This is a genomic window from Mitsuaria sp. MSU3D (genome assembly GCF_056867975.1).
The window spans coordinates 1,678,471-1,702,081 of sequence record NZ_CP200314.1 but is presented as its reverse complement, the minus strand read 5'-3'; the positions used below and the strand labels follow the sequence as shown (position 1 = coordinate 1,702,081).

General features: G+C 70.1%; 18 protein-coding genes. 12 read left to right on the top strand and 6 right to left on the bottom strand.

Annotation, left to right across the window (positions count from 1 at the left end):
- Positions 1-23: 23 nt before the first annotated feature.
- From AC1VNM_RS07550 to AC1VNM_RS07540, 3 genes are all read right to left on the bottom strand, one after another.
- On the bottom strand, positions 24-1,037 hold the full coding sequence (locus tag AC1VNM_RS07550) for an arabinan endo-1,5-alpha-L-arabinosidase (protein ID WP_483106434.1): 1,014 nt from the start codon (positions 1,035-1,037) through the stop codon (positions 24-26).
- Positions 1,038-1,053: 16 nt separating this feature from the next.
- A complete protein-coding gene (locus AC1VNM_RS07545; RefSeq protein ID WP_483106433.1) occupies positions 1,054-2,502 on the bottom strand; it encodes an aldehyde dehydrogenase family protein in 1,449 nt (482 codons plus the stop codon).
- Positions 2,503-2,593: 91 nt separating this feature from the next.
- A complete protein-coding gene (locus AC1VNM_RS07540; protein ID WP_377155040.1) occupies positions 2,594-3,523 on the bottom strand; it encodes a dihydrodipicolinate synthase family protein in 930 nt (309 codons plus the stop codon).
- A gap of 215 nt (positions 3,524-3,738) precedes the next feature.
- On the opposite strand from AC1VNM_RS07540, the gene AC1VNM_RS07535 reads away from it, so the two are divergent.
- The 3 genes from AC1VNM_RS07535 to AC1VNM_RS07525 are packed head-to-tail and all read left to right on the top strand — an operon-like array spanning position 3,739 to position 6,526.
- Entirely contained in the window at positions 3,739-4,491 is a 753-nt protein-coding gene (locus AC1VNM_RS07535; protein WP_483106432.1) for an SDR family NAD(P)-dependent oxidoreductase, read from the top strand.
- Positions 4,488-5,435, top strand: coding sequence for an SMP-30/gluconolactonase/LRE family protein (locus AC1VNM_RS07530; protein WP_483106431.1), 948 nt, complete (start codon positions 4,488-4,490; stop codon positions 5,433-5,435). Before AC1VNM_RS07535 ends, AC1VNM_RS07530 begins: the two co-directional genes overlap by 4 nt.
- Positions 5,432-6,526 carry an aldose epimerase family protein gene (locus AC1VNM_RS07525; protein WP_483106430.1) on the top strand — a complete coding sequence of 365 codons (1,095 nt, stop codon included), beginning with the start codon at positions 5,432-5,434 and terminating at the stop codon, positions 6,524-6,526. The genes AC1VNM_RS07530 and AC1VNM_RS07525 overlap by 4 nt, the downstream gene beginning before the upstream one ends.
- A gap of 101 nt (positions 6,527-6,627) precedes the next feature.
- On the opposite strand, the gene AC1VNM_RS07520 is transcribed toward AC1VNM_RS07525, so the two are convergent.
- The gene (locus AC1VNM_RS07520; RefSeq protein ID WP_483106429.1) at positions 6,628-7,263 is read right to left on the bottom strand and encodes a TetR/AcrR family transcriptional regulator C-terminal domain-containing protein; all 636 of its coding nucleotides are present in this window, start codon (positions 7,261-7,263) and stop codon (positions 6,628-6,630) included.
- 137 nt (positions 7,264-7,400) lie between these two features.
- Here AC1VNM_RS07520 and AC1VNM_RS07515 point away from each other — a divergent pair, with 137 nt between their 5' ends.
- The 6 genes from AC1VNM_RS07515 (at position 7,401) to AC1VNM_RS07490 (ending at position 18,298) form a co-directional block, all read left to right on the top strand.
- The gene (locus AC1VNM_RS07515; RefSeq protein WP_483106428.1) at positions 7,401-8,597 is read left to right on the top strand and encodes an efflux RND transporter periplasmic adaptor subunit; all 1,197 of its coding nucleotides are present in this window, start codon (positions 7,401-7,403) and stop codon (positions 8,595-8,597) included.
- A gap of 20 nt (positions 8,598-8,617) precedes the next feature.
- Positions 8,618-11,788, top strand: coding sequence for an efflux RND transporter permease subunit (locus tag AC1VNM_RS07510; protein ID WP_483106427.1), 3,171 nt, complete (start codon positions 8,618-8,620; stop codon positions 11,786-11,788).
- A gap of 1 nt (position 11,789) precedes the next feature.
- Entirely contained in the window at positions 11,790-13,214 is a 1,425-nt protein-coding gene (gene adeC, locus AC1VNM_RS07505) for an AdeC/AdeK/OprM family multidrug efflux complex outer membrane factor (RefSeq protein ID WP_483106426.1), read from the top strand.
- Positions 13,215-13,412: 198 nt separating this feature from the next.
- Positions 13,413-14,771 carry a patatin-like phospholipase family protein gene (locus AC1VNM_RS07500; RefSeq protein WP_483106425.1) on the top strand — a complete coding sequence of 453 codons (1,359 nt, stop codon included), beginning with the start codon at positions 13,413-13,415 and terminating at the stop codon, positions 14,769-14,771.
- 333 nt (positions 14,772-15,104) lie between these two features.
- Complete coding sequence (locus AC1VNM_RS07495; protein WP_483106424.1) at positions 15,105-17,189, top strand: LamG-like jellyroll fold domain-containing protein; 2,085 nt, start codon at positions 15,105-15,107, stop codon at positions 17,187-17,189.
- 461 nt (positions 17,190-17,650) lie between these two features.
- Complete coding sequence (locus AC1VNM_RS07490; RefSeq protein ID WP_483106423.1) at positions 17,651-18,298, top strand: alpha/beta hydrolase-fold protein; 648 nt, start codon at positions 17,651-17,653, stop codon at positions 18,296-18,298.
- On the opposite strand, the gene AC1VNM_RS07485 is transcribed toward AC1VNM_RS07490, so the two are convergent.
- Positions 18,264-18,881: a mechanosensitive ion channel domain-containing protein gene (locus AC1VNM_RS07485; RefSeq protein WP_483106422.1), complete on the bottom strand. Its 618-nt coding sequence runs from the start codon at positions 18,879-18,881 to the stop codon at positions 18,264-18,266. The genes AC1VNM_RS07490 and AC1VNM_RS07485 overlap by 35 nt on opposite strands.
- Before the next feature lie 233 nt (positions 18,882-19,114).
- Here AC1VNM_RS07485 and AC1VNM_RS07480 point away from each other — a divergent pair, with 233 nt between their 5' ends.
- Positions 19,115-19,408: a hypothetical protein gene (locus AC1VNM_RS07480; protein WP_377155051.1), complete on the top strand. Its 294-nt coding sequence runs from the start codon at positions 19,115-19,117 to the stop codon at positions 19,406-19,408.
- A gap of 89 nt (positions 19,409-19,497) precedes the next feature.
- Here AC1VNM_RS07480 and AC1VNM_RS07475 read toward each other — a convergent pair whose 3' ends face one another.
- Positions 19,498-21,246, bottom strand: a complete 1,749-nt coding sequence (locus AC1VNM_RS07475) for a cyclic peptide export ABC transporter (RefSeq protein WP_483106421.1) — start codon at positions 21,244-21,246, stop codon at positions 19,498-19,500.
- A 181-nt stretch (positions 21,247-21,427) separates the two neighbouring features.
- Here AC1VNM_RS07475 and AC1VNM_RS07470 point away from each other — a divergent pair, with 181 nt between their 5' ends.
- On the top strand, positions 21,428-22,366 hold the full coding sequence (locus AC1VNM_RS07470; RefSeq protein WP_483106420.1) for an alpha/beta hydrolase: 939 nt from the start codon (positions 21,428-21,430) through the stop codon (positions 22,364-22,366).
- A 108-nt stretch (positions 22,367-22,474) separates the two neighbouring features.
- On the top strand, positions 22,475-23,605 hold the full coding sequence (locus tag AC1VNM_RS07465; RefSeq protein WP_483106419.1) for a GNAT family N-acetyltransferase: 1,131 nt from the start codon (positions 22,475-22,477) through the stop codon (positions 23,603-23,605).
- Positions 23,606-23,611: the final 6 nt, after the last annotated feature.

Below are 23,611 nucleotides of genomic sequence, written 5' to 3'. Positions count from 1 at the left end.
GTCGGGGCGCTGAGGGGACGGGTCTACAGTCCCGGCCAGCCGTCCTCGGTCCAGCGGAGTTCGCCGAACCGCAACTTGGGCTTGCCGCCGTCCTCCGCGTCATAGGCGTGCCGGACGATCCAGCGGCCGACCACGTCCTGGTGCCCGGGCCCGATCCAGCGGCCCGCGCCCTGCTCCACCGGCGTGCCGCCGCCGTCCATCAGGTCGCGCCCATCGCGGTCCAGGAACGGCCCTTGCGCCGATCGCGCCCGGCCGACGCGGATGTTGTACGTGCTGGCCAGGCCGCGGCAGCAGAAGTCGTGCGAGACGAACAGGTAGACCCAGTCGCCGTGCCGCACGAGGGTCGGCGCCTCGATCGCCCCCCCGGCGCCGGCGCCCGCCTTGGAGGCGCCGCGGGCGATGAAGCGCGTCGGTCCGGTCGGGCGCATCGTCGCGGGATCGAATTCGACGACACGGATCCCGCCCCAGAACGAGCCGTAGCTGAGCCACAGCCGGCCGTCGCCGCCGGCGTCCGCGACATCGATGAACAGATCGGGATCGATCGCGTTGAAGTCGTCGCGCTCGACGCTCGCCACGACGAGGCCGTCGTCACGCCACGGCCCGTCGAGCGACGCGCTGCTCGTCAGCCCGATCGCCGAGCGGTTCCTGCCGAAGGTCGAGATCGAATACAGCAGCCAGTACCGCCCCTTCCACGCGAAGACCTTGGGCGCCCAGACGTCCAGTCCGCGATGCGCGGGCACCGCCTCGGCCCACCAGACCGGGGCTTGCGTCAGCGCCGGCGCCAGGCGCCGCCAGCGGCGGCCATCCTCGGAGCGCAGGTGCTGGATGCCCTGGCCCGTCGCGAAGACGTGGAAGACGCCGTCGCGCTCGATCAGCGTCGGATCGTGCGCGCCCGCGGGATCTTCCATCGCCGCCGCGGCGTCCGCCGGGGACGGGCCGGAGGGCACCGCGTTCGAACACGCCGCCGCCAGGGCGACGAGCCACGCCGCGCCGGCCGACAGGGCCAGACGCGCGAGGCGATGCGGGATCGGCGTCATCGCGAGCTCGGCGCCATCAGCCGGGGAAGGTGTAGGCGGTCTTGACCGTCGTGTAGAACTCGCGGGCATGGCTGCCCTGCTCGCGCGGGCCGTAGCTCGATCCCTTCGTGCCGCCGAACGGCACGTGGTAGTCGACGCCCGCCGTGGGCAGGTTGACCATCACCATCCCGGCCTGCGCGTGCAGCTTGAAGTGGGCCGCGTGTTTCAGGGAACGGGTGCAGAGGCCGGCGGACAGGCCGAACTCGGTGTCGTTGGCCAGCGTCAGCGCCTCGTCGTAGTCGCGCGCGCGGACCACGTTGGCGACCGGACCGAACACCTCCTCGCGGTTGATCGTCATGGCGTTCGTCGTGCCGGTGATCAGCGCGGGCACCTGATAGAAGCCGGGGGTCTCGCGCTCGACGACCTCGCCGCCGAAGGCGAGCGTGCCGCCTTCCTGCTTCGCGATGGCGACGTAGCGCAGGTTCTGGTCGAGCTGGCGCTGGTCGACGACCGGTCCGATGTCGGTGCCGGCCTTCAGCGCATGGTCGACCTTGAGCGTCTTCATCTTCGCCACGACGGCCTCGACGAAACGGTCGTGGATGCCATCGGTGACGATGATGCGGCTCGACGCGGTGCAGCGCTGACCGGTCGAGAAGAAGGCGCTCTGCACGGCCGCGTTGACGGCCACGTCGAGCTCCGCGTCGTCGAGCACGATCAACGGGTTCTTGCCGCCCATCTCGGCCTGCACCTTGGCCTGGCGCGCGGCGCAGGCGGCGATGAGGCGGCGGCCGGTGGCGACCGAGCCGGTGAAGCTCAGCGCCCTGACGCGGGGCGAATCGACCAGCGTCTGCCCGACCTGCGAGCCCGCGCCCATCACCAGGTTGAAGGCACCCCGGGGCAGCGCGGTGCGCGACAGGATCTCGGCGAGGGTCCAGGCGCAGCCCGGAACCAGCTCGGCCGGCTTGAAGACGACCGTGTTGCCGTAGGCCAGCGCGGGCGCGATCTTCCAGGCGGGAATCGCGATCGGGAAATTCCACGGCGCGATCAGGCCCACGACGCCGACCGGCTGGCGTAGCACGTCCACCGACACGCCCGGCCGCACCGACGGCAGCGTCTCGCCGCCGCAGCGCAGCGCCTCGGCGGCGAAGAACTTGAAGATCATCGCGGCGCGGTGCGTCTCGCCCAGGCCCTCGGCCAGGGTCTTGCCTTCCTCGCGGGACAGCAGACGGCCGATCTCGTCGCGGCGGGCGAGCAGTTCGTTGCCGACCGCGTCCAGCACATCGAAGCGCTGCTGCGGCGTGGTGGACGCCCAGGCGGGGAACGCCGCCTTCGCGGCGGCGATCGCCGCCTCGGTCTGCGCCGCATCGGCTTGCGCGTACAGGCCGATCACGTCACCGGTGTCGGACGGGTTGATGTTGGGACGCTGATCGACACCGGCGACCCATTCGCCGCCGATGTAGTTCTGGAATTGGGGGATCTGGCTCATGACGGGCCTCGGGGGTTGGGGTCGGGGCCGACTCGGGGCCGACTCGGGAGCGGACTCGGGGTGGGACTCGGAGCGGGACTGCGGAACGGACTCAGCGCGCCCAGCGCAGCACCAGCGGATCGAGGCGCCTGGCCGCGTCCAGCAGACCGGCGCGGACATGCGGGTTCATCGTCGGGAACGGATGACGCGGCAGGTCGCAGGCGATCACGCCGCCCTCCTTCATCAGCGCCTTCGCGGTCAGGATGCCGCCCTGGCGGTTCTCGTAGTTGATCAGCGGCAGCCAGCGGCCGTATTCGGCCACGGCGGTCTCGCGATCGCCCGCGGCGTAGGCATCGACGATGCGGCGGATCCCGTCGGGGAAGGCACCGCCGGTCATCGCGCCGGTCGCGCCGGCGTCCAGGTCGGCCAGCAGCGTGATGGCTTCCTCGCCGTCCCACGGGCCTTCGATCGTGTCGCCGCCCAGCGCGATCAGTTCGCGCAGCTTGCTGGCGGCGCCGGCGGTCTCGATCTTGAAGTAGCGGACCTGCTCGATCTCCCGGGCCATCCTCGCCAGGAAGGGCGCGGGCAGCGGCGTGCCCGACATCGGCGCGTCCTGGATCATCACCGGGATGTCGATCGCATCGGAGAGGCGCGCGTAGAACTCGTGGATGCCGGCCTCGCCCACGCGCAGCGTCGCGCCGTGGTACGGCGGCATCACCATCACCATCGCCGCGCCCATCTCCTGCGCCATCCGGCTGCGCTCGGCACAGATCTGGGTGCTGTAGTGCGTGGTCGTGACGATGACCGGCACGCGGCCGGCCACGTGCTCGAGGATGGTCCGCGCCAGCACCGCGCGCTCGTCGTCGCCGAGCACGAACTGTTCCGAGAAATTGGCCAGGATGCACAGCCCCGTCGAGCCGGCGTCGATCATGAAGTCGACGCAGCGCTTCTGGCTCTCCAGGTCGAGGCCGCCCTGCTCGTTGAACGTCGTGGGTACGACCGGGAACACGCCCTTGTATGGTCGGGGGAAGCTCAGGCTCATGTTGTCTCCAGGAGGCTTCGTGTTTCTTGTGGATCGAATTAAAGTATTACTTTATTTGGAGTCATATCCGTGCAAACCCGGATCGGCCCGAGATTGACTTGGCAAATAGTCAGACTTATAGAATTGAGCCCCTTGCCGCCGGGAGGCCAGGACGGCCGACCGGCGGCACCGACACGAAGAGGCGCGACACTCGCGCCCGCACCCACGGAGACGACATGACCAGCGCCATCTATCCCAGCCTGCGCGACCAGCGCGTGCTCATCACCGGCGGGGCGACCGGCATCGGCGCGACGCTGGTGGAGCGCTTCGCCGCGCAGGGCGCGCGGGTGGGCTTCATCGACATCGCGGCGGACGCCGGCCGGGCGCTGGCGGCGAAGCTGCCGGGCAGCGCCTTCGTCGCCGCCGACCTGACCGACATCGCGCAACTGCGCGCCGCGATCGCGGCGCTGCGGGAGCAGCTCGGCGGTCCGTTCAAGGCGCTGCTGAACAACGCCGCCAACGACAAGCGCCATGCGCTGGAGGACGTCACGCCGGAGTTCTGGGACCAGGCGATCGCCGTCAACATCCGGCACCAGTTCTTCGCCGCGCAGGCGGTGGCGCCGGACATGAAGGCGCTGGGCGGCGGCTCGATCATCAATTTCGGCTCGTTCAGCTGGATGCTCATGCAGGGCGGCATGGCGGCATACACGACGTCCAAGGCCGGGGTGCAGGGGCTGACCCGCTCGCTGGCGCGCGACCTGGGGCCCTTCAACATCCGCGTCAACACGCTGGTGCCGGGCTGGGTGATGACCGAGAAGCAGCTCAAGCTGTGGGTCAATGACGAGACGAAGCAGGAGATCGACGCCAACCAGTGCCTGAAGCAGCCGCTGATGCCGGACCACGTCGCGGCGCTGGCGCTGTTCCTCGCGGCGGACGACAGCGCGATGTGCAGCGCCCAGGACTACATCGTCGACGGAGGCTGGGCGTGAGCGCGCCGGGGTCCTGGACGTCCACGTCCGCGAACACGTCCGCGACCGGGACGGCCACCGCCAAGGTCCACGTCGACTGCCGGGACCGGCTCGGCGAATGCGCGCTCTGGTGCGACCGCGAGCAGGCGCTGTACTGGACCGACATCGACAGTCACCGGCTGTCGCGCTGGCAAGCGAGCGCGTCGCCGACGGGCGACGTCACGCAGTGGTCGATGCCGGAGGCGCTGGGCAGCTTCGCGCTGTGCGAGGCCCCGGGTCGGCTGCTGCTCGGGCTGGCGTCCGGCGTGGCGTTGTTCGACCTCGCCACCCGCGAGATCGGCCCGCTGACGCCGGTCGAGGCCGATGAGCCGCGCACCCGCATCAACGACGGCCGCTGCGATCCGCAGGGGCGCTTCGTGTTCGGCATGTTCAATCCGCACGGCGCCGCGGTCGGCGGGTATTACCGCGCGGAGACGGCCGGCGTCGGCATCGGGCGGGGGCTGAAGGTCGAGCGGCTGCCGTTGCCGCCGGGGATCGTCGGCAACTCGCTGAGCTTCAGCCCGGACGGCGGGACGCTGTACTACACCGACTCGCCGACGCGCACGATCTGGGCCCTGCCCTATCACGCCGACGGTCGGCTGGGCGAGCGGCGCGTCTTCGCGCAGTGGCCGATGGACGGCGGCGAACCGGACGGCGCGGCGGTCGATGCCGACGGCGGGCTGTGGTCCGCCGCCTGGGGCGACGGCGTCGTGGTCCGCTTCGATGCACAAGGGCGCGAGACACTGCGTCTGGCCTTGCCCGCGTCGCAGCCGACCTGCCCGGTCTTCGGCGGTCCGTCGCTGGACCGGCTGTTCGTCACCACCGCGCGCAAGGACTGCGAGCATGAGCCGCTGGCCGGCGCGGTCTTCGAGCTCGATGCGCACGGCCATCGCGGCCGCGCGCCCTACCGGTTCCGCACGCCATGACACCGATGCAGCGCAAGGTCTACGGTCACCTGCCCGACGGGCGGCCGGTTCACGAGTACACGATGGACAACGGCCGCGGACTGCGGCTGTCGGCGATCACCTATGGCGGGATCGTCACGCGGCTGGAGGTCCCCGATGCCCGCGGTCAACTCGCCAACGTCGTGCTGGGGCTGCCGACGCTGGAGGACTACGTCCTGCGCAATCCGCACTTCGGCGTGATCGTGGGCCGTTATGGCAACCGGATCGCGAATGCGGCCTTCCGGATCGATGGCGAACGGCACGCGCTGCCGGCCAACGACGGCGCCAATTGCCTGCACGGCGGGCCGCGCGGCTTTGGGCTGCAGTTGTGGCGCGCGGAGGCGGAGAGCGACGACTGCCTGCGTTTCGAGCTGGACAGCCCGGACGGCGATCAAGGCTTTCCGGGACGGCTGCGGGCGGTGGTGCGGTACCGGCTGGTCGAGGACATGGGCTGGCAGGTCGAGTACGAGGCGACGACCGACCGGCCGACGGTGGTGAACCTGACGCACCACGACTACTTCAACCTCGCGGGTCATGGATCGGCGCTCGACCACGAGCTGCAGATCGCCGGCAGCCGGTATTGCGAGATCGACGCCGCGTCGATTCCGACGTCGATCGCGCCGGTGGCCGGCACGCCCTTCGACTTCCGGGAATCGCAGACCATCGCGTCGCGCCTGCGTGAGGGGCATCCGCAGTTGCGCCACGGCAAGGGCTACGACCACCACTGGGTACTCGATGGTCTTGTCGACGGCCTTGTCGACGCCCCTCTCGGCGCCCGTGCCGACGCCCAGCCCCACCTGGCGGCGCGACTGCGCGATCCGGTGTCGGGGCGATGGATGGAAGTCCTGACGACGGAGCCCGGCGTGCAGTTCTATTCGGGCAACTTCCTCGACGGCAGTCTGCTGGGCAGCGGCGGGGAGTTCATCCGGCAGGGAGACGGGCTCTGCCTCGAAACCCAGCACGCCCCCGATTCGCCGAACCGCGCGGTCAGCGCGGAGTGGCCGTCGACGGTGTTGCGGCCGGGCGAGGTCTACCGGAGCCGGACCTTGCATCGCTTCGGCGCGACTCCGTAGTCACTCGCCGGCGCGCCGTCCCGCTTGGCGTTTCAGCCGCCGGAGCGGTCAGCGTTCCGGCCTGCCGGCCAGAGGTCAGTGCTTCGACCTGCCGGCAGACATCAGCGTTCCGGCCTGCCGGCCAGAAGCCCCTCCGTGGCGTAGGCCCGGAGAAACGCGTCCACCGCGCGTTGGGCGGAACGCTTGATCTGCGTCCGACTCAGCGGCGGCAGATCGCGGTGAAACCAGCGGTGATACTGCTCCGCGTTGACCAGCCCGCCGAACTGCTGGGCCAGGATCCCCGGATCCTCGCGGCGCAGTTCGCCGAGCGCCACCGCTTGCCGGAACATGTCCGTCACCACCGCCAGGCCGCGCTTCGGGCCGGCCTCGTAGAACAGCCGGCCGATGTCGGAGTGTCCCGCCGCGCCCAGCACCATGCGGTGCGCCGCCACCGACTCGTCGCTGGTCAGGAAGCCCACCAGCTTCTCCGCGAACCGCAACAGCGTCGCCTCGAGGTCCCCGCCGCGGTACTCGGCGATCTCGGCCAGCGCCGCGGCCATGTGCCGGTCGCCCGTCGCCGCGGTCACGGCGAGGAACAACTCCTCCTTCGACGCGAAGTAGCCGTAGATCGTCGACTTCGATCCGCCGATGCGCTTGACGATCTCCGCCATCGAGGCGCGCTCGTACCCGAACTCCAGGAACACCTGCGAGGCCGTCTCCAGGATCGCCTCGCGGCGGGCTTCTGTGCGCACTTTCACGACAACTCCTTAACAGTACCAATCGGTCTATTTTTCCTTGACACCCATGAACTGTCAAACCAATAATCCGCCCGTCAATACCGAACCGTTCGGTACATTTTCTAGAACACCGCCCCTGCTCGACCTGGAGTCCCGTCATGCGCATCCGCCCTGATCCCTTCCTGCCCACGGCGCTGCTGGCCGCCGCCGCGGCGCTGGCCCTCACCGCCTGCGGCGAGCCTCCCGGCCGGCCCGCCATGGGCGCGGGCGGCCCCCCGCAGGTCAGCGTCACGACCGTGACGACGCAGCGCCTGGCGCTGACGACCGAGCTGCCCGGTCGCGTGACGGCGGCGCTCGTCGCCGAGGTGCGGCCGCAGGTCGGCGGCCTGGTGCAGGAGCGCCGCTTCAAGGAAGGCGGCGAGGTCAAGGCCGGCGAGCTGCTCTACCAGATCGACCCGGCGACCTACCGCGCCAGCGTCGACAACGCGCAGGCCACGCTGGCCAAGGCGCAAGCCACGCTCGTGTCGGCGCGGCTGAAGGCCGGCCGCTACAAGGAGCTGTCCGCGATCAAGGCGGTCAGCCAGCAGGACGCCGACGACGCCGAAGCCAGCCTGCTGCAGGCGCAGGCCGACGTCGGCGCCGCGCAGGCGGCGCTGCAGACGCAGCGCATCAACCTCGCCTACACCCGCATCACCGCGCCGATCGGCGGCCGCATCGGCCGCTCCACGGTGACGCCGGGCGCGCTGGTCACCGCCAACCAGGCCGCCGCGATGGCCACCGTGCAGCAGCTCGATCCGATCTACGTCGACGTCACCCAGTCCAGCGGCGCGCTGCTGGCGCTCAAGCGCTCGCTCGAGAACGGCCGCCTCAAGAGCGGCACGGCCGCCGTGCGCCTGGTGCTCGAGGACGGCAGCGTCTATCCGCAGGCCGGCACGCTGCAGTTCTCCGAGGTGACGGTGGACCCGAACACCGCCGCCGTGACGCTGCGCGCGGCGTTCCCGAACCCGCGCGGCGACCTGCTGCCCGGCATGTACGCCAAGGCGGTGATCGAGGAAGGCGTGATCGACCAGGCCGTGCTGGTGCCGCAGCCGGCCGTCAGCCGCGACAGCACCGGCAAGCCGGTCGCCTTCGTCGTGGACGGCGACGGCCGGCTCGCGCAGCGCGCGCTGACGACGGAACGGGCCATCGGCGACCAATGGCTGGTCGGCAGCGGCCTGAAGGCGGGCGACCGGCTGGTCGTCGAAGGCCAGCAGAAGGCGCGCCCCGGCCAGCCGGTCGAGGTCAGGACCGCGACCGCACCGACCGCACCCACCGTCAAGACCGCATCGGCCAGCGCCGCCGCGGGTGCGAACTGAGCATCGGACGGAGACCCTTCATGGCTCGCTTCTTCATCGACCGGCCGATCTTCGCCTGGGTCCTGGCCATCATCACGATGCTGGCCGGCACCGTGGCGGTGCTGACCCTGCCCATCGCCCAGTACCCCTCCATCGCCCCGCCCGCCATCGCCATCACGGCCAACTACCCCGGCGCCTCGTCCAGGACGCTCGAGGACACCGTGACGCAGGTCATCGAGCAGAAGATGAAAGGACTGGATCGCCTGTCCTACATCGCCTCGACCAGCGAATCCACCGGCAGCGTGACGATCACGCTGACCTTCGAGACCGGCACCGATCCCGACACCGCGCAGGTGCAGGTCCAGAACAAGCTGGCCCTGGCGACGCCGCTGCTGCCGCAGGAGGTGCAGCAGCAAGGCCTGCAGGTCGCCAAGTCGGCCAACAACTTCCTCAACGTGCTGGCCTTCATCTCCGAGGACGGCAGGCTCAACGGCTCGGACCTGTCCGACTACGTCGCCGCCAACGTGCAGGACCCGATCAGCCGCGTCGAGGGCGTCGGCGACACGACGCTGTTCGGCTCGCAATACGCGATGCGGATCTGGCTGGACCCGGACAAGCTCAACAGCTTCAAGCTGACGCCGCTGGACGTGAAGACCGCGGTGCAGGCGCAGAACGCGCAGGTCTCGGCCGGCCAGCTGGGCGGCCTGCCCGCGGTGCCCGGCCAGCAGCTCAACGCCACCATCACCGCGCAGACGCGGCTGAAGACGGCCGAGGAGTTCGAGGCCATCCTGCTGCGCACGCAGACCGACGGCTCCGCGGTGCGGCTGCGCGACGTCGCCCGCGTCGAACTCGGCAGCGAGAGTTATGCGACCGTGGCCCGCTTCAACGGCAAGCCGGCCGCCGGTCTGGCGATCAAGCTGGCCACCGGCGCCAACGCGCTGGACACCGTCAAGGGCATCGACGCGCGGCTGGAGGAACTGAGCCGGTTCTTCCCGCCCGGCGTGAAGGTCATCAAGCCCTACGACACCACGCCCTTCGTGCGCATCTCCATCGAGGAAGTGATCAAGACCCTGATCGAGGCCGTGGTGCTGGTCTTCCTGGTGATGTACCTGTTCCTGCAGAACTTCCGTGCCACGCTGATCCCCACGATCGCGGTGCCGGTGGTGCTGATGGGGACCTTCGGCGTGCTGGCGGTGTTCGGCTACTCGCTCAACACGCTGACGATGCTGGCGATGGTGCTGGCGATCGGCCTGCTGGTGGACGACGCCATCGTCGTGGTCGAGAACGTCGAGCGCGTGATGAGCGAGGAAGGCCTCTCGCCGCTGGAAGCGACGCGCAAGTCCATGGGCCAGATCACCGGCGCGCTGGTCGGCGTGGCGCTGGTGCTGGCGGCGGTGTTCGTGCCGATGGCCTTCTTCGGCGGCTCCACCGGCGTGATCTACCGCCAGTTCACGGTGACCATCGTGTCGGCGATGACGCTGTCGGTGCTGGTGGCGATGATCCTCACGCCGGCGTTGTGCGCGACGCTGCTCAAGCCCGCGGCCAAGGGCCATGCGCTGGCCACGACCGGCTTCTTCGGCGCGTTCAACCGCGCCTTCGATCGCGGCAACCGCCGCTACCAGGGCATCGTGCACCACATGCTGGGCCGCGGCTGGCGCTACATGGCGGGCTACGCGGTGCTGGTGCTCGTGGTGGGCGTCGTCTTCAGCAAGATCCCGGCCGGCTTCCTGCCCGAGGAGGACCAGGGCACGCTGTTCACGCTGGTGCAATTGCCCCCCGGCGCCACGCAGGCCAAGACCCTGGAGGTGCTGCAGCAGGTCGACCACCACTTCCTGGTCGAACAGAAGGACGCGGTCGATTCGATCTTCTCGGTGGCGGGTTTCAGCTTCGCGGGCAGCGGCCAGAACGCGGGCTTCGCCTTCGTCAAGCTCAAGCCCTGGGGTGAGCGCGTGCGGCCGGAACTGAAGGCCGCGGCGGTGGCCAACCGCGCGATGGCGACGCTGTCGAGGATCCGCAATGCCACGGTCTTCGCGATCGTGCCGCCGGCGGTGTCGGAGCTCGGCAACGCCAGCGGCTTCGACCTGATGCTGCAGGACCGGGCCAACCTCGGCCACGCGGCGCTGATGCAGGCGCGCAACCAGCTGCTGGGCGCGCTGTCCAAGGAACCCGGCCTGGTGGCGGTGCGGCCCAACGGCATGGAGGACACGCCGGAGTTCCGGCTCGACATCGACGAACACAAGGTCGGCGCGCTCGGCCTGTCGATGAGCGACGTCAACGCGACCTTCTCCACCGCCTGGGGCAGCAACTACGTCAACGACTTCCTCGACCGCGGCCGCGTGAAGAAGGTCTTCCTGCAATCGGACGCGCCGTTCCGGATGCTGCCCGGCGACATCGACCACTGGTTCGTGCGCAACGCCGGCGGAACGATGGTGCCGTTCAGCGCGTTCGCCACCGCCGGCTGGACTTCCGGTTCACCGCGCCTGGAGCGCTACAACGGCGTGCCCTCGGTCGAGATCCTGGGCATGGCGCTGCCCGGCACGCTGTCCAGCGGCCAGGCGCTGGCGCTGGTCGAGCGCCACGCCGCCGAACTGCCCGCGGGCATCGGCTACGAGTGGACCGGCGTGTCGCGGCAGGAGCGCGAGGCCGGCGGCCACGCGACGCTGCTGTACGCGGTGTCGATCCTGGTGGTCTTCCTCTGCCTGGCGGCGCTGTACGAGAGCTGGTCCATCCCGTTCTCGGTGATCCTGGTCGTGCCGCTGGGCGTGCTGGGCACGCTGATCGGCGCGGTGCTGACGTGGAAGATGAACGACGTCTACTTCCAGGTGGGCCTGCTGACCACGGTGGGCCTGGCGTCGAAGAACGCGATCCTGATCGTCGAGTTTGCCAAGGAGCTGCACGCCAAGGGCCTGTCCGCGCTCGACGCCGCGATCACCGCGGCCCGCATGCGGCTGCGTCCGATCCTGATGACTTCGCTGGCCTTCATCCTCGGCGTGCTGCCGCTGATGATCAGCAAGGGCGCCGGCGCCGGCGCGCAGAACGCGCTGGGCACCGCCGTCGTCGGCGGCATGGTGTCGAGCACGGTGCTGGCGATCTTCTTCGTGCCGCTGTTCTTCGTCGTCGTGCAAAGGCTGTCGGGGCGCGGCAAGCCCCAGGCCTCCCCCGCCGCCGCCGCGACCGCGGACACCCCTCCCCTGTTGAACGAGGGCCACTGACATGACCCGCTTGATCTCTCCTTCCTCGCTGCCTTCCCTGACGAGCCTCGCGGCATTGACCGCGGCCCTGCTCCTCGCCGGCTGCGTCAACCTGGCGCCGCGCTACGAGCGGCCCGCCGCGCCGGTGCCCGAGCGCTTCCCGCAGGCGCCGGCGGACGGCGCCCCGGCCGCCGACGTCGGCTGGCGGACCTTCTTCGCCGACGCGAAGCTGCGGGACCTGATCGGGCTCGCGCTCGACAACAACCGGGACCTGCGCGTCGCGGTGCTCAACATCACGCAGGCCCGCGCCCAGTACCGCATCCAGGACGCGGCCACGCTGCCCGCCGTGACCGCGAACGGCAGCGGCACGGCCACGCGCACGCCGGCCGCCCTCTCCGGCACCGGCGCGGCAGTGACCAGCCACCAGTACAGCGCGACGCTGGGCGTCAGCGCCTACGAGCTGGACCTGTTCGGCCGCGTGCGCAACCTGAGCACGCAGGCGCTGGAGCAGTACCTGTCCACCGAAGAGGCGCGGCGAAGCACGCAGATCTCGCTGGTGGCGGAGGTGGCCACCGCCTACCTGACCTGGGCCGCCGACCTGGAGCGCCTGGCGCTGGCGCAAGAGACGCTGCGCAGCCAGAGCGACACCTATGCGCTGACGCGGCGGCGCTTTGAGCTCGGCAGCGCGTCGGCGCTGACGCTGCGGCAGGTGCAGACCAGCGTCGACAGCGCCCGCGTCGACGTGGCGCGCTACGCCGGACAGATCGCCCAGGACCGCAACGCGCTGGCGCTGCTGCTGGGCACGCCGGTGCCCGACGCGCTGGCCCCGGTTGCGCTGGGGGACGCGCTCAACGCGCTGCCCGAGCTGCCCGCCGGGCTGCCGTCGGACCTGATGCTGCGCCGGCCCGACCTGCTGCAGTCCGAGCACCAGCTCAAGGCGGCCACGGCCAACATCGGCGCCGCGCGGGCCGCCTTCTATCCGCGGATCAGCCTGACGGCCTCGGCGGGCAGCGGCAGCGCCGACCTGTCGGGCCTGTTCAAGGGCGGCTCGGGCACCTGGACCTTCCTGCCGCAGATCAGCCTGCCGATCTTCGACGCGGGCAGCAACCGCGCCTCGCTCGACAGCGCCGTCGCCGGACGCGACATCGCGGTGGCGCAGTACGAGCAGGCGATCCAATCGGCCTTCCGCGAGGTCGCCGACGCGCTGGTGCAGCGCGACGCGTTGAGCGGCCAACTGGAGGCCCAGCAGTCGCTGGTCGAAGCCAGCGGCGAAGCGCTGAAGCTGTCCGACGCCCGCTTCGTCCGGGGCGTCGACAGCTACCTGGACGTGCTGGATGCGCAGCGCACCTGGTACGGCGCGCGGCAGACGCTGATCGGCACGCGGCTGTCCCGCCTGACCAACGGCGTGACGCTTTACAAGGCGCTGGGCGGCGGCTGGAACGGTTGAGCGCTCGAGGAGGCGGCGGTCTGGAAAGAGGCGCTCCGGAACATGGGAGACTGCGCCGCGTGGTTGATGCACGGGGTGGGGAGTCGACGATTGAGAAGTTTGAAGCAGCTGTTTGAGCGGTCCACGGGGCATCGGCATTCCGGCCGGTTCCGGGACCACGCGCCGGGACGGGGCCAGGCCTGTCTCCTGGCCGCCTTGATGACCATCGCGACGCTGGCGGGTTGTTCGACTTATCGCCCGTGGATCAACGCGGGGCTTCCCCCGGCGGCGGACGGCGCGTTGCCCGTCGCGCGGCCCTCGCCGAGTCGCCCCGTGGCGCCGGTGGTGGCCGCGGTCACGCTGTCGGGCGGTGGCGCGCGGGCGGCCGCCTTCGGCCTTGGCGTCCTGCGCGAGCTGAAGGCCACGTCGTTCAACATCGACGGTGAACCGACCACGCTGCTGGACCAGGTCGCGCTGGTCAGCGGCGTCTCCGGCGGCAGCATCCTGGCCGCGCACTTCGCGGCTTTCGGCGACGAGACGCTGACGCGCTTCGAGCCCGACTTCCTGATGGTGCCGTTCGAGGCCGGGCTGATCCGCCAGGCCTTCGCGCCGACGCGGCTGTATCACCTCACCTCGCCGTGGTACGGCCGCAGCCACATCCTGGCGCAGCGGCTCGACGAGCTCTATCGCGGCCGCACCTTCGGCGACCTGAAATCGCGCCCCGGCGCGCCGGACCTGATGGTGACCGCCACCGACCTCACCACCGGCGCACCCTTCGACTTCACGCCGGAGCAATTCGGCCTGATCTGCTCCGACCTGGATCGCACGCCGCTGTCGTTCGCGGTCGCGGCCTCGTCGGCGGTGCCCATCCTGCTTTCGCCGATCACCTTGCAGAACCACGCCGGCGAATGCGCGCCCGGGCCGCTGCCGCCGCGCGGCTCGACGATGGTCGAGAACGACTACCGCACCCGGTTGCTGGCACTCAGCGCCCAGAGCTATCGCGACGCCAAGGAGCGTCCCTTCATCCACCTGGTGGACGGCGGCGTCTCGGACAACACCGGCGCGCGGCTGATGCTGGACCGCCTGCTGGCCGGCGGCTCCATCGCGTCGTCCTTCCCGGACGCGCCGCCCGGCTCGATCCACCGGATGATCCTGGTCACGGTGAACTCGGAACGCGACCTGGCCGAGCGCATCGACGCCAGCGACCGCGTGCCCTCGACCGGGCAGGTCATCGAGACGCTGGTCTTCGGCGCCGGCGCGCGGGAGACGCAGGTCACGCTGGCCATGCTCAACGACGACGACCGCCGCTGGCGGGCCGAACTGATGCGCACGCGCGGCACGCCGGGCAGCCCCTTCGCGGCGGACGCCGAACTCCACATCATCAGCGTGAGCCTGCATGACGTGCCGGACGACAAGATCCGGCACAGCCTGCTGCGCGTGCCCACGGCGTTCACGATCGAGGGGCGCGACGTGCAGGAGCTGCAGAAGGCGGGCGCCGAGGCGCTGCGGTCGACGCCCGCGTTCAAGCGCTTGAAGGACAGCCTGGATCGCCTGTCGCAGCGGGCGGCACCCGGTTGAGCCGCACGCCGCCGTCGAGGTGGATGGCGCGCGTTGGGGATGTCGAGGCGTCCTCGCGGGGATAGGTGTTGCGCCGTGCCGACGCGAACCGTCACAGAGTGAAACCGCCCGCGAGCTGACAACGATGTCAAGTCAAGATGAGGAAAGTGCCCAAAGGCACCTTCTTCGAAGCAACTTCTTGTCGACGCAGGCTTTCCCATCGTGATGAATCTCGACCTTGACGCGTGGCTCGCGTCGACCAGCTCCCGCCGCCAATGGATGCAGCGGGCTCTTGTGACCGGTGGATCGGCGCTCGGTTTGAGCGCTTGCGGCTCAGGCGGTTCCGATGAGTCCATGGCGTCGACCGGCGCCAGCACCGACGGCGGCACGGTCGCGACCGGCGGTACCGGCTCGACGAGCACCGGGACGACAGCCACCCCGCGCGTGTTCACGCATCCGGGCCTGCTGAACACCGAGGCCGACTTCAGCCGCATGAGGACGCAGCTCGCGGCGGGGCGCGAGCCGTGGGTGGGCGGCCTTCGGGCCCTGACCTCGAGCAGCCGCGCGCAGCTGGGCCGCGACCCGCAGCCGGTCGCCACGGCCATCCGCGGCGGCGACGGCGAGAACTTCCGCGCCATGGTGGAGGATGTCCAGCGCGCCTACCAGTTGGCGCTGCGCTGGAAGGTCACGGGCGATGCCGCCTATGCCGACCAGGCCGTGCGCTACGTCAACGCGTGGGTCTCGACGATGACCTCGCTGACCGGCAACGGCGACCGCTTCCTCGCCGCCGGGATCTACGGCTACCAGTGGGCCAACGCGGCCGAGATCCTGCGCACCTACAGTGGCTGGAGCGCCGTGGACCGCGCCGCCTGCCAGCAGTGGCTGCTGACCCATTTCTATCCGCTGACCAGCAGCTTCCTGAAGGACCACAACGGCTCGAACGTCACCAACCACTGGGCCAACTGGGACCTCGTGTGCCTGGTCGGCATGCTGGCCATCGGGGTCTTCGCGGACCGCGCCGACGTCTACCAGGAGGCCCTCGACTACTTCAACCGGGGCCGCGGCAACGGTGCGTCGCAGCACATGGTCTACGCACGCCATCCCGGCCACATGGGGCAATGGCAGGAAAGCGGGCGGGACCAGGGGCATGCGACGCTGAGTCTGGGCATGGCCGGCTACCTGTGCGAGATGGCCTGGAACCAGGGCGACGATCTGTACGGCATGGACGACAACCGCCTGCTCGCCGGCGCGGAGTACGTTGCGAAGTCCAACCTGAAGGACGCCGCGGGCGCGTTCTACACGCTGCCGTTCTACGTCTACAGCAACCGCCAGGGGACCTTCACCGCCGTCTCCGACGGTGGCCGGCCGAACGGCCGGCCCTGCTGGGAACCGATCTTCAACCACTACGTCAAGCGCAAGGGTCTCGCGGCACCGTGGGTCAGCGCGCTGGCGGCGCAATTGCGCCCGGAAGGCAACACCTGGCTCGGCGACGACCTCAGCTTCGGCACGCTGACGTTCTCGCGGGACGCGGAGGTGTCGCGCGTCAAGCCCACCGGGTTGCAGGCGATCGTGCGCGGTGGCGCGGCGCAGTTGTCCTGGTGGGGCAGCGCGGACGCGGCGTCACACGCGGTCCTGCGCGCGGCCGTCGGGGCCAGCGCGTTCACGGAGCTCGGCCGCATCAATGCCGGCGACCTGAACACGTGGACCGACACCTCCGTGACCCAGGGCCGGTGGCAGTATCAGATCCGCGCGCTGGACGGCGCCGGAGCGACCTTGTCGACCTCGGCCACCTCGATCGTCGACCTGGACGCACCGCTGCTGTTGAGCCTGCCGCTGGACGACGGCCAAGGCACGGTCGCCCGCGACCTCGGCGAGCGCCAGTTGGCCGGCGCCCTCAAGGGCGGCGCGTCCTGGGGCGACGGCCGCAAGACCGGCACCCAGGCATTGGCGCTGGATGGCGCCTCCGGTCACCTGGAGCTGCCTGCGGGCGTGGTGGCGGGTGTCGGCGACCTCACGATCGCCGGCTGGGTCTGGTGGAACGGCGTGAACAAGGGGAACGCGCGCATCTTCGACTTCGGCTCGACCGACATCACCTATCTGGCGCTCCTGGTGAGCGCCGACGCGATGCGGGTCAGCGTGACCAACACCAGCTACTTCGGCGAACAGACCGTGTCGACGGGACCGCTCGCCAAGGGCCGCTGGGTCCACCTGGCCATGACGCTCAAGGACAGGACCTGCACGCTCTACGTCGACGGCGCCGCGGCGGCCTCGATCGCGACGATGGATCTCGCGCCCTACCAGCTCGGCAAGACGACGCAGAACTGGCTGGGCCGCGCGCAGTACGGGCAGGATCCCTACTTCAACGGACGGCTGCAGGACTTCAAGATCTTCGGCGGCGCGCTCACCGCGGAACAGGTGCGAGCGATGGCGCAGGGGTGACCTTCGCACCGGCACCAACGATTGTTGCCAGCCGGAACGCAACACCCGGCGTGATTCAATCGGGGCATCATTCCCCGCGAAACACCGCGAGCCCTGGAGCCCCATGCACCGACACCCCGACACGCCCGCCGGTTCCGTCCATCGCCTGATGCTCGACAGCGAGGTGCTCGTCGGCAACCTGGTCGGCGCCCCCACCCGACGCCTCGTGGACGTGTACATCCCGCACGGCCATGACGGCCGAGGCCTGCCGCTGCTCGTGGACATCGTGGGCTTCACCGCTGGCGGCCCGGTGCACACGAACTGGAAGAATTTCGGCGAGAACGTGCCCGAACGGCTGGACCGCTTGATCGCCGCCGGCGAGATGCCGCCGGTCGTCGTCGCCTTCCCGGACTGCTTCACCCGGCTGGGCGGCAACCAGTACGTCAACTCGGTCGCCATGGGCCGCTGGGACGACTTCCTCCGTGACGAGGTCGTGGCCCTTCGTCGAGGGACGTTTCGACTGCGGCGGCAATGGCCGTCGCGGCCTGTTCGGCAAGTCCAGCGGCGGCTACGGCGCCATGGTCCATGCCCTGCTGCATCCGGACTTCTGGGCTGCGGCGGCTGTGCATTCCGGCGACATGGGTTTCGAACTGCTCTATCGCCACGAGTTCGTCCCGGTGCTGCGCGCACTGTCCAGGGAGCCGGACGTCGGCCGATGGGTGGACGCCTTCTGGACTGCGAAGAAACCCAAGGACAGCGACGTCCACATCCTGATGATGCTCGCGCAGGCGGCGAGCTTCGACCCCGATCCCTCGGCGCCCTACGGCGTGCGGCTGCCGGTCACCGCCGACACCTGCGAGCTGATCCCCGACCGCTGGGCCAACTGGCTGGCCTGGGACCCGCTGACGCTGGTCGAATCGCATGGCCGCGGGCTGAGCGCGCTCAAGGCGCTCTACATCGACTGCGGGGACGTCGACCAGTACAACCTGGTCTATGGCGCCCGTCGCATGCACAAGCGGCTGAGCGCGATGGGCGTGATCCACGTCTATGAGGAGTTCGCCGACGATCACACGGCCGTCGACTACCGGATGGACCTCAGCCTGCCGATTCTGGCGACGGCCCTTTCATGAGGGCGACTTCCGCCGACGTCCCATTCCAGCGCCTCAACGCCCGCTGGAAGAACAGGCTGTTCGGCAGCTGCAGCATCGTGCCGTTCTGCGCGTCGCCGCTCTCCAGCAGCGTGGTGTAGACCAGGTTGATGTCCACCACCCGGCCCTTGACGCCGGGCCGGTCGCCCGCTTCCAGCAGCTCCACGACGTCGCCGATCCGGAACGCATGCGTGATGTAGATCAGCAGCGTGCAGAACAGGTTCGAGAGCACGCTCCAGGCCGCGAAGAACGCGACCGCGCCCACCGCGGCGAAGCCGGTGAACGCCGTCCACAGCACCGACCCCGACACGCCCAGGCGCTCCAGCGACCACAGCACGGCGCCGCCGTAGACCAGCACGCCGATGCTGCGCAGGAACAGCGACGCGACCTTGACGGGGAAGCCATAGCGGGTTGTCAGCCGGCGGGAGATGAGCCCCGCCACGCGCATCAGCAGCCAGGCGCCGAAGCCGATGATCACCACCTCGATCACCGGGACGAAGATGTCCAGCCATTCGGCCAGCCACAGGGGAAGACGGTCGTGCAGGGATTGGTAGAGCTTGTTCATGGCGCCGCAGATTACACGTCGATGGCGTCGCCACCGCTTCCGGGTGAGTGGTCGTTGCAGCTCATGATCGAAGCGACCGGCCGTTACAAACTTTGATCGCCGCCCCTTCGCCTTGCGCGCGGGGTCTTTACGCGGTTTCGCCGCTACAAGGATCGCTTTTTGCTGTAACCCCTTGCTCGCAGGCCGGCGACCCTCGTCGCCGTTCACATTCTTTTCAAGACAAGGAGATTCCCATGAAGCGTTCCCTGTTGATGGTGGCCACGGCCACGGTGCTCTCCCTGGGTGTTGCGGCCGGTCCGGCCATGGCCCAGGCCTCCAGCCCGACCTCGGGCAGCGTTGATCAGGCCAAGGCGCTGAAGAAGCAGGCCGATGCCGATTACAAGGCCGCCAAGAAGGCGTGCAACGCCATGAAGGGCGATGCCGAGAAGCAATGCGAAAAGGACGCCAAGGCCACGCACGAGAAGGCCGAGGCGGACGCCAAGGCCATGAAGGAAAAGGCTGAGGCCGACAAGAAGGCGATGAAGTAAGCGGCGGCGCCTGCCGCGGCGCTTCGGCGCGGCGGCAGGCGTTCGGCCTCGGCCCGCGATTGCGCGACCCGTGAAGGCGCGGGCCGGGTTCAGCTCACCGTCAGTTCCCGCTCAGCCCGCTCGTCGTCGACCGCGGGCTGATCTGCCGTGCCGGCGTCGCCGAGGATCTTCCCGTTGCCCATCCGGATCACGCGATCCGCCAGATGGAAGTAGCGGTCATCGTGCGACACCACGATCACCAGGTGGCCCTTGTCGCGCAACTCCGGCAGCAACTCCGTGTAGAAGAGATGCCGGAAGGTCGGATCCTGATCCGCCGCCCATTCGTCGAAGACCAGCACGGGCCGGCCCTCGAGGTAGGCGTGCACCAGCGCCAGCCGCTTGCGCTGCCCGGTCGACAGGTCCACGGTGCTGAAGGAGCCGTCCTTCACCGACACCTTGTGCGCGATCTCCAGCCGCTGCAGGTAGGGCAGCGCCCGCTCGGGGAGGCTGCCGCCCTGCCCGGCTTCGGCGGCCAGGTCCTCGAACAGGTAGAAGTCCGAGAACACCGTCGTGTAGAGCTGACGGTAATGATCACGCGTCTCGTCGGTCACCGGCGCGCCGTCTGCCAAGACCTGACCCTGCTGCGGCGCATACAGCCCCAGCAGCAACTTCACCAGCGTCGTCTTGCCCGAGCCGTTGTCGCCGACGATGAACACCATCTCCCCGCGCTTGAGCCTCAGGTCCACCGGCCCGAGCACGAAGGCCTCGCCGCCGTCCGGTTTCGCGAAACCGTAGCGCACGCCGCGCAGCTCGATCGCCTCGGCCAGCGCGGCCGGCTCGCCCGGCTTGTCGAGGTCGAGGAAGGGTTCCGGCGTCGCGAAGCGCGCCGACATGTCCGCGATCCGCTGGAACGCCACCCGCGCCCGGCCGATGCCCGGCACCGCCGCGGCGATCTGGTCCAGCGGTCCCTTGAGGAACAGCAGCACCAGCACGAAGCCGCTCAGCACGGCCGGCTCCATGGTCCGGAACGCCGCCCAGCCCAGGATCAGCGCGATCAGCAGGAAGAACAGCGCCGAGCCGAAGGCCGTCGCCAGCACGTAGGTGTTGATCGCGCGCCAGTTGATCTCGCGGATGCGGTCGACCGTGCCTTCGATCTGGCCGCCATACATCCCCGCGCGGCGAGCGCGGTGCATGCGCAGTTCCTTGGCGCCATCGCTGATCGCGCGATAGGCCTTGTGCAACTGCTCCTCGGCGTCGCGCGCCTTGTGGAAGCCGCGGATGCCGCGGGCCTGCGCCCAGGTTTGAACGCCCACGCCGATCACCAGCGCCACCAGCAGCAGCCCGAACAGCGGCGGCGACAGCCACGCCAGGTAGCCGAGGCAGCCCAGCGTGATCGCCAGCGCGATCACCGCCGAGGACAGCACGAAGGCAGCGTCGCTGATCATGTCCACATCGCCGGTCAGCACCGGCATCAGCCGGTGCGTGCGGTAGCGCTCCAGCGCGTCGATCGGCGCGGCGAGGATCTTGCGCGCCAGGCTCTTGCGCACCTGGGCCACCAGCCGCTGGCCGACCAGGTTCGTGCACATGCTCGAGGCCGCGCGTCCCACCAGCGCCACCGCGCACAGCGCGACGAAGGTCAGCAGCAGCCCGCCGGCCATGCCGCCCGGGCGGTTCAGCACCTCGTTGATCGTGCCCAGCAGCGCCACCGTCGCCGCGCCGGCGGCGATGCCGGTCACCGCCGACACGAGCAGCCACGGCAGGAAGGGCTTCAGGAGCGTGGAGACTTCGCCGGCCTTGCCGGGAGCGGCGCTATCGGAGCGGGGCGCGGCGCCCGCCGGGGTGCCAGGAGCAGTGTTCATCAGCGTGGTCTTTCAGCCACCGGCGCGAGGGCGCGGCGGACGGGGTGAGGTCCTCTGCGGTAGACGTTCCAGCGGGCCGGATGTTCACGGGGCAGGCCCGTCATGAACAAACGCGGCGCCAGCACGTCTCTCTTCGGACACCCTCTTACCGGCATCTCCGCCGATGCCGCGCCCCGTTCCCATGCCTCTGCATCCCGACCTGGAAGCCTTCCTCGAGCTGGTCAACGACGCGAATGCCGACGGCCCGGCGCTCCATGAGATGACGCCCGCGCAGGCCCGCGCTGCCTATGACCGCTCGACGCTAGCGCTGGACGAGCCCGGCCCCGACCTGTCCTGGGAGGCGCTCGCGCTGCCGGCCCGCGACGGTCACGTGCTGCCCGCGCGCCTGTACCGCGGCGGCACGGAACCGCGCTCGCCGGTGCTGCTGTTCTTCCACGGCGGCGGCTATGTGTTGGGTGGACTGGACTCGCACGACTCGCTGTGCCGCGACCTCGCGGCACGCGCCGCCTGCGCGGTGCTGGCCGTCGACTACCGGCGCGCGCCTGAGCACCGCTTCCCCACCGCCTTCGAAGACGCCGAGGACGCCGCCGCCTGGCTGCGCGGCCATGCTGGCTCGCTGGGACTGGATCCGGACCGCATCGCCGTCGGCGGTGACAGCGTCGGCGGCACGCTCGCCACCGCGCTGACGCTCGCGGCGCGCGATGCCGGGCTGCCGCAGCCCGTCCTGCAGCTGCTGCTCTACCCCTGCACCAGCGCCCGACAGGACACGCCGTCGCACAAGCGGCTGGCCAGCGGTTTCCTGCTGGAGGAACGCAACCTGCAATGGATGTTCGGCCAGTACCTGCGCGACGACGCGGACCGCCTCGACTGGCGCTTCGCGCCGCTGCAGGCGGCGACCCTGCAAGACCTGGCCCCCGCCCACCTGGCGCTGGCGGAATTCGATCCCCTGCTGGACGAGGGCCTCGCCTACGCCGAGGCCTTGCGAACCGCCGGCGTCCGCGTCACGGCCAAGGTCTACGCGGGCATGGTCCATGACTTCGCGCGGCTCGGCAACGTCGTCGAGGAGGCGGCCACGCTGCGCGCCGAGCTCGCCGCCGTGCTGGCCCAGGCCTTCCGCTGAGCGCCTCCGCGCTGCCCCGACCTGCCGCCGTGAACAAATCGGCGCGGCCAACGTCTTTACCGGAGACGGCGGCGCGTTGAGCGCCGCACCCACCTTCAAGGCAGTCCCATGTCCATCGCTTCGCCGGCGCAGGCCGCCGGCTCCGACCGCCAGGATTCCGCCGCCGGTGCGACCGGCCGGATCCTGGGCCTCATCGCCGGCCAGCCCTTCGAGACAGTCATGGACGGCGCCCAGATCACGGTGAAGCCGCTGGACGGCGGCCCCGCGAGCACCTGGATGCTGGAGGCCCGTTCGCCGCTGCCCTCCCTGCATGCCCGCCACGGCCTCGGTCAGGGCGTCACGGCTCTGGCGGACGGCCACCTGCCGGCGGCGCTCGAAGCCCTCTTTGCGCTGCGCCCCGGGCTGCCTGCGGTCGTGCTCGGCGACGCGCTACCGGCCAACGCCGCGCTGATCGCTGGTGGGATCGCCCTCCCCGTCGGCTCGCCGACAACGACGCTCACGGTCTCGCGGGAGCTGTTCTGGCAATGGGACCGTCTCTGGCTGGCCAACCGCCGCGAGCCCGCACCGATCCAGCAGGTCTTCAGCAAGGACGGCCGTCGCCATCCGCGCCGCCCGGCCAAGCCCACCGGCATCGTCTACCGCCGCCACATCCCGTGGCTGGACAAGACCTTCAGCCTGCGCGCGATGGACGTCGAGCGCGACCTCGCCACCGTCAACCGCTGGATGAACGAGCCGGCCGTCGCGCACTTCTGGCAGGAAACCGGCGACCTGGCGCACCACCGGCGCTATCTCTCCGGCATCGCCGCGGACCCGCACACCCTCGGCCTGATCGGCTGCTTCGACGACCAGCCCTTCAGCTACTTCGAGGCCTACTGGGCCAAGGAAGACCGCATCGCGCCCTTCTACGACGCCGCCGACCATGACCGCGGCTGGCACGTGCTGGTCGGCGAACCGGCGCTGCGCGGCCGCGAGTTCCTGACGGCCTGGATGCCGGGCATCTCGCATTACCTCTTCCTCGACGACTGCCGCACGCAGCGCCTCGTCATCGAGCCGCGCATCGACAACCGCCGGATGGTCCACAGCCTGAACCGCTGCGGCTACGCCTCGCTCAAGGAGATCCAGTTCCCGCACAAGCGCGCCGTGCTCGGCCTGCTGATGCGCGAGCGCTTTTTCGACGACGCGCTCTGGATCCCGCGCGGCGATTCCCCCTTCGACCTCCCCGCAGTCCCGCAATCCTGAGGCACC

What these genes read in the sequence shown, in the direction of transcription:
- AC1VNM_RS07550 (WP_483106434.1), bottom strand. Translation starts at nt 1,037, where the DNA reads ATGACGCCGATCCCGCATCGCCTCGCGCGTCTGGCCCTGTCGGCCGGC.
- AC1VNM_RS07545 (WP_483106433.1), bottom strand. Translation starts at nt 2,502, where the DNA reads ATGAGCCAGATCCCCCAATTCCAGAACTACATCGGCGGCGAATGGGTC.
- AC1VNM_RS07540 (WP_377155040.1), bottom strand. Translation starts at nt 3,523, where the DNA reads ATGAGCCTGAGCTTCCCCCGACCATACAAGGGCGTGTTCCCGGTCGTA.
- AC1VNM_RS07535 (WP_483106432.1), top strand. Translation starts at nt 3,739, where the DNA reads ATGACCAGCGCCATCTATCCCAGCCTGCGCGACCAGCGCGTGCTCATC.
- AC1VNM_RS07525 (WP_483106430.1), top strand. Translation starts at nt 5,432, where the DNA reads ATGACACCGATGCAGCGCAAGGTCTACGGTCACCTGCCCGACGGGCGG.
- AC1VNM_RS07515 (WP_483106428.1), top strand. Translation starts at nt 7,401, where the DNA reads ATGCGCATCCGCCCTGATCCCTTCCTGCCCACGGCGCTGCTGGCCGCC.
- AC1VNM_RS07510 (WP_483106427.1), top strand. Translation starts at nt 8,618, where the DNA reads ATGGCTCGCTTCTTCATCGACCGGCCGATCTTCGCCTGGGTCCTGGCC.
- adeC (WP_483106426.1), top strand. Translation starts at nt 11,790, where the DNA reads ATGACCCGCTTGATCTCTCCTTCCTCGCTGCCTTCCCTGACGAGCCTC.
- AC1VNM_RS07500 (WP_483106425.1), top strand. Translation starts at nt 13,413, where the DNA reads ATGACCATCGCGACGCTGGCGGGTTGTTCGACTTATCGCCCGTGGATC.
- AC1VNM_RS07495 (WP_483106424.1), top strand. Translation starts at nt 15,105, where the DNA reads ATGGCGTCGACCGGCGCCAGCACCGACGGCGGCACGGTCGCGACCGGC.
- AC1VNM_RS07485 (WP_483106422.1), bottom strand. Translation starts at nt 18,881, where the DNA reads ATGAACAAGCTCTACCAATCCCTGCACGACCGTCTTCCCCTGTGGCTG.
- AC1VNM_RS07480 (WP_377155051.1), top strand. Translation starts at nt 19,115, where the DNA reads ATGAAGCGTTCCCTGTTGATGGTGGCCACGGCCACGGTGCTCTCCCTG.
- AC1VNM_RS07475 (WP_483106421.1), bottom strand. Translation starts at nt 21,246, where the DNA reads ATGAACACTGCTCCTGGCACCCCGGCGGGCGCCGCGCCCCGCTCCGAT.
- AC1VNM_RS07470 (WP_483106420.1), top strand. Translation starts at nt 21,428, where the DNA reads ATGCCTCTGCATCCCGACCTGGAAGCCTTCCTCGAGCTGGTCAACGAC.
- AC1VNM_RS07465 (WP_483106419.1), top strand. Translation starts at nt 22,475, where the DNA reads ATGTCCATCGCTTCGCCGGCGCAGGCCGCCGGCTCCGACCGCCAGGAT.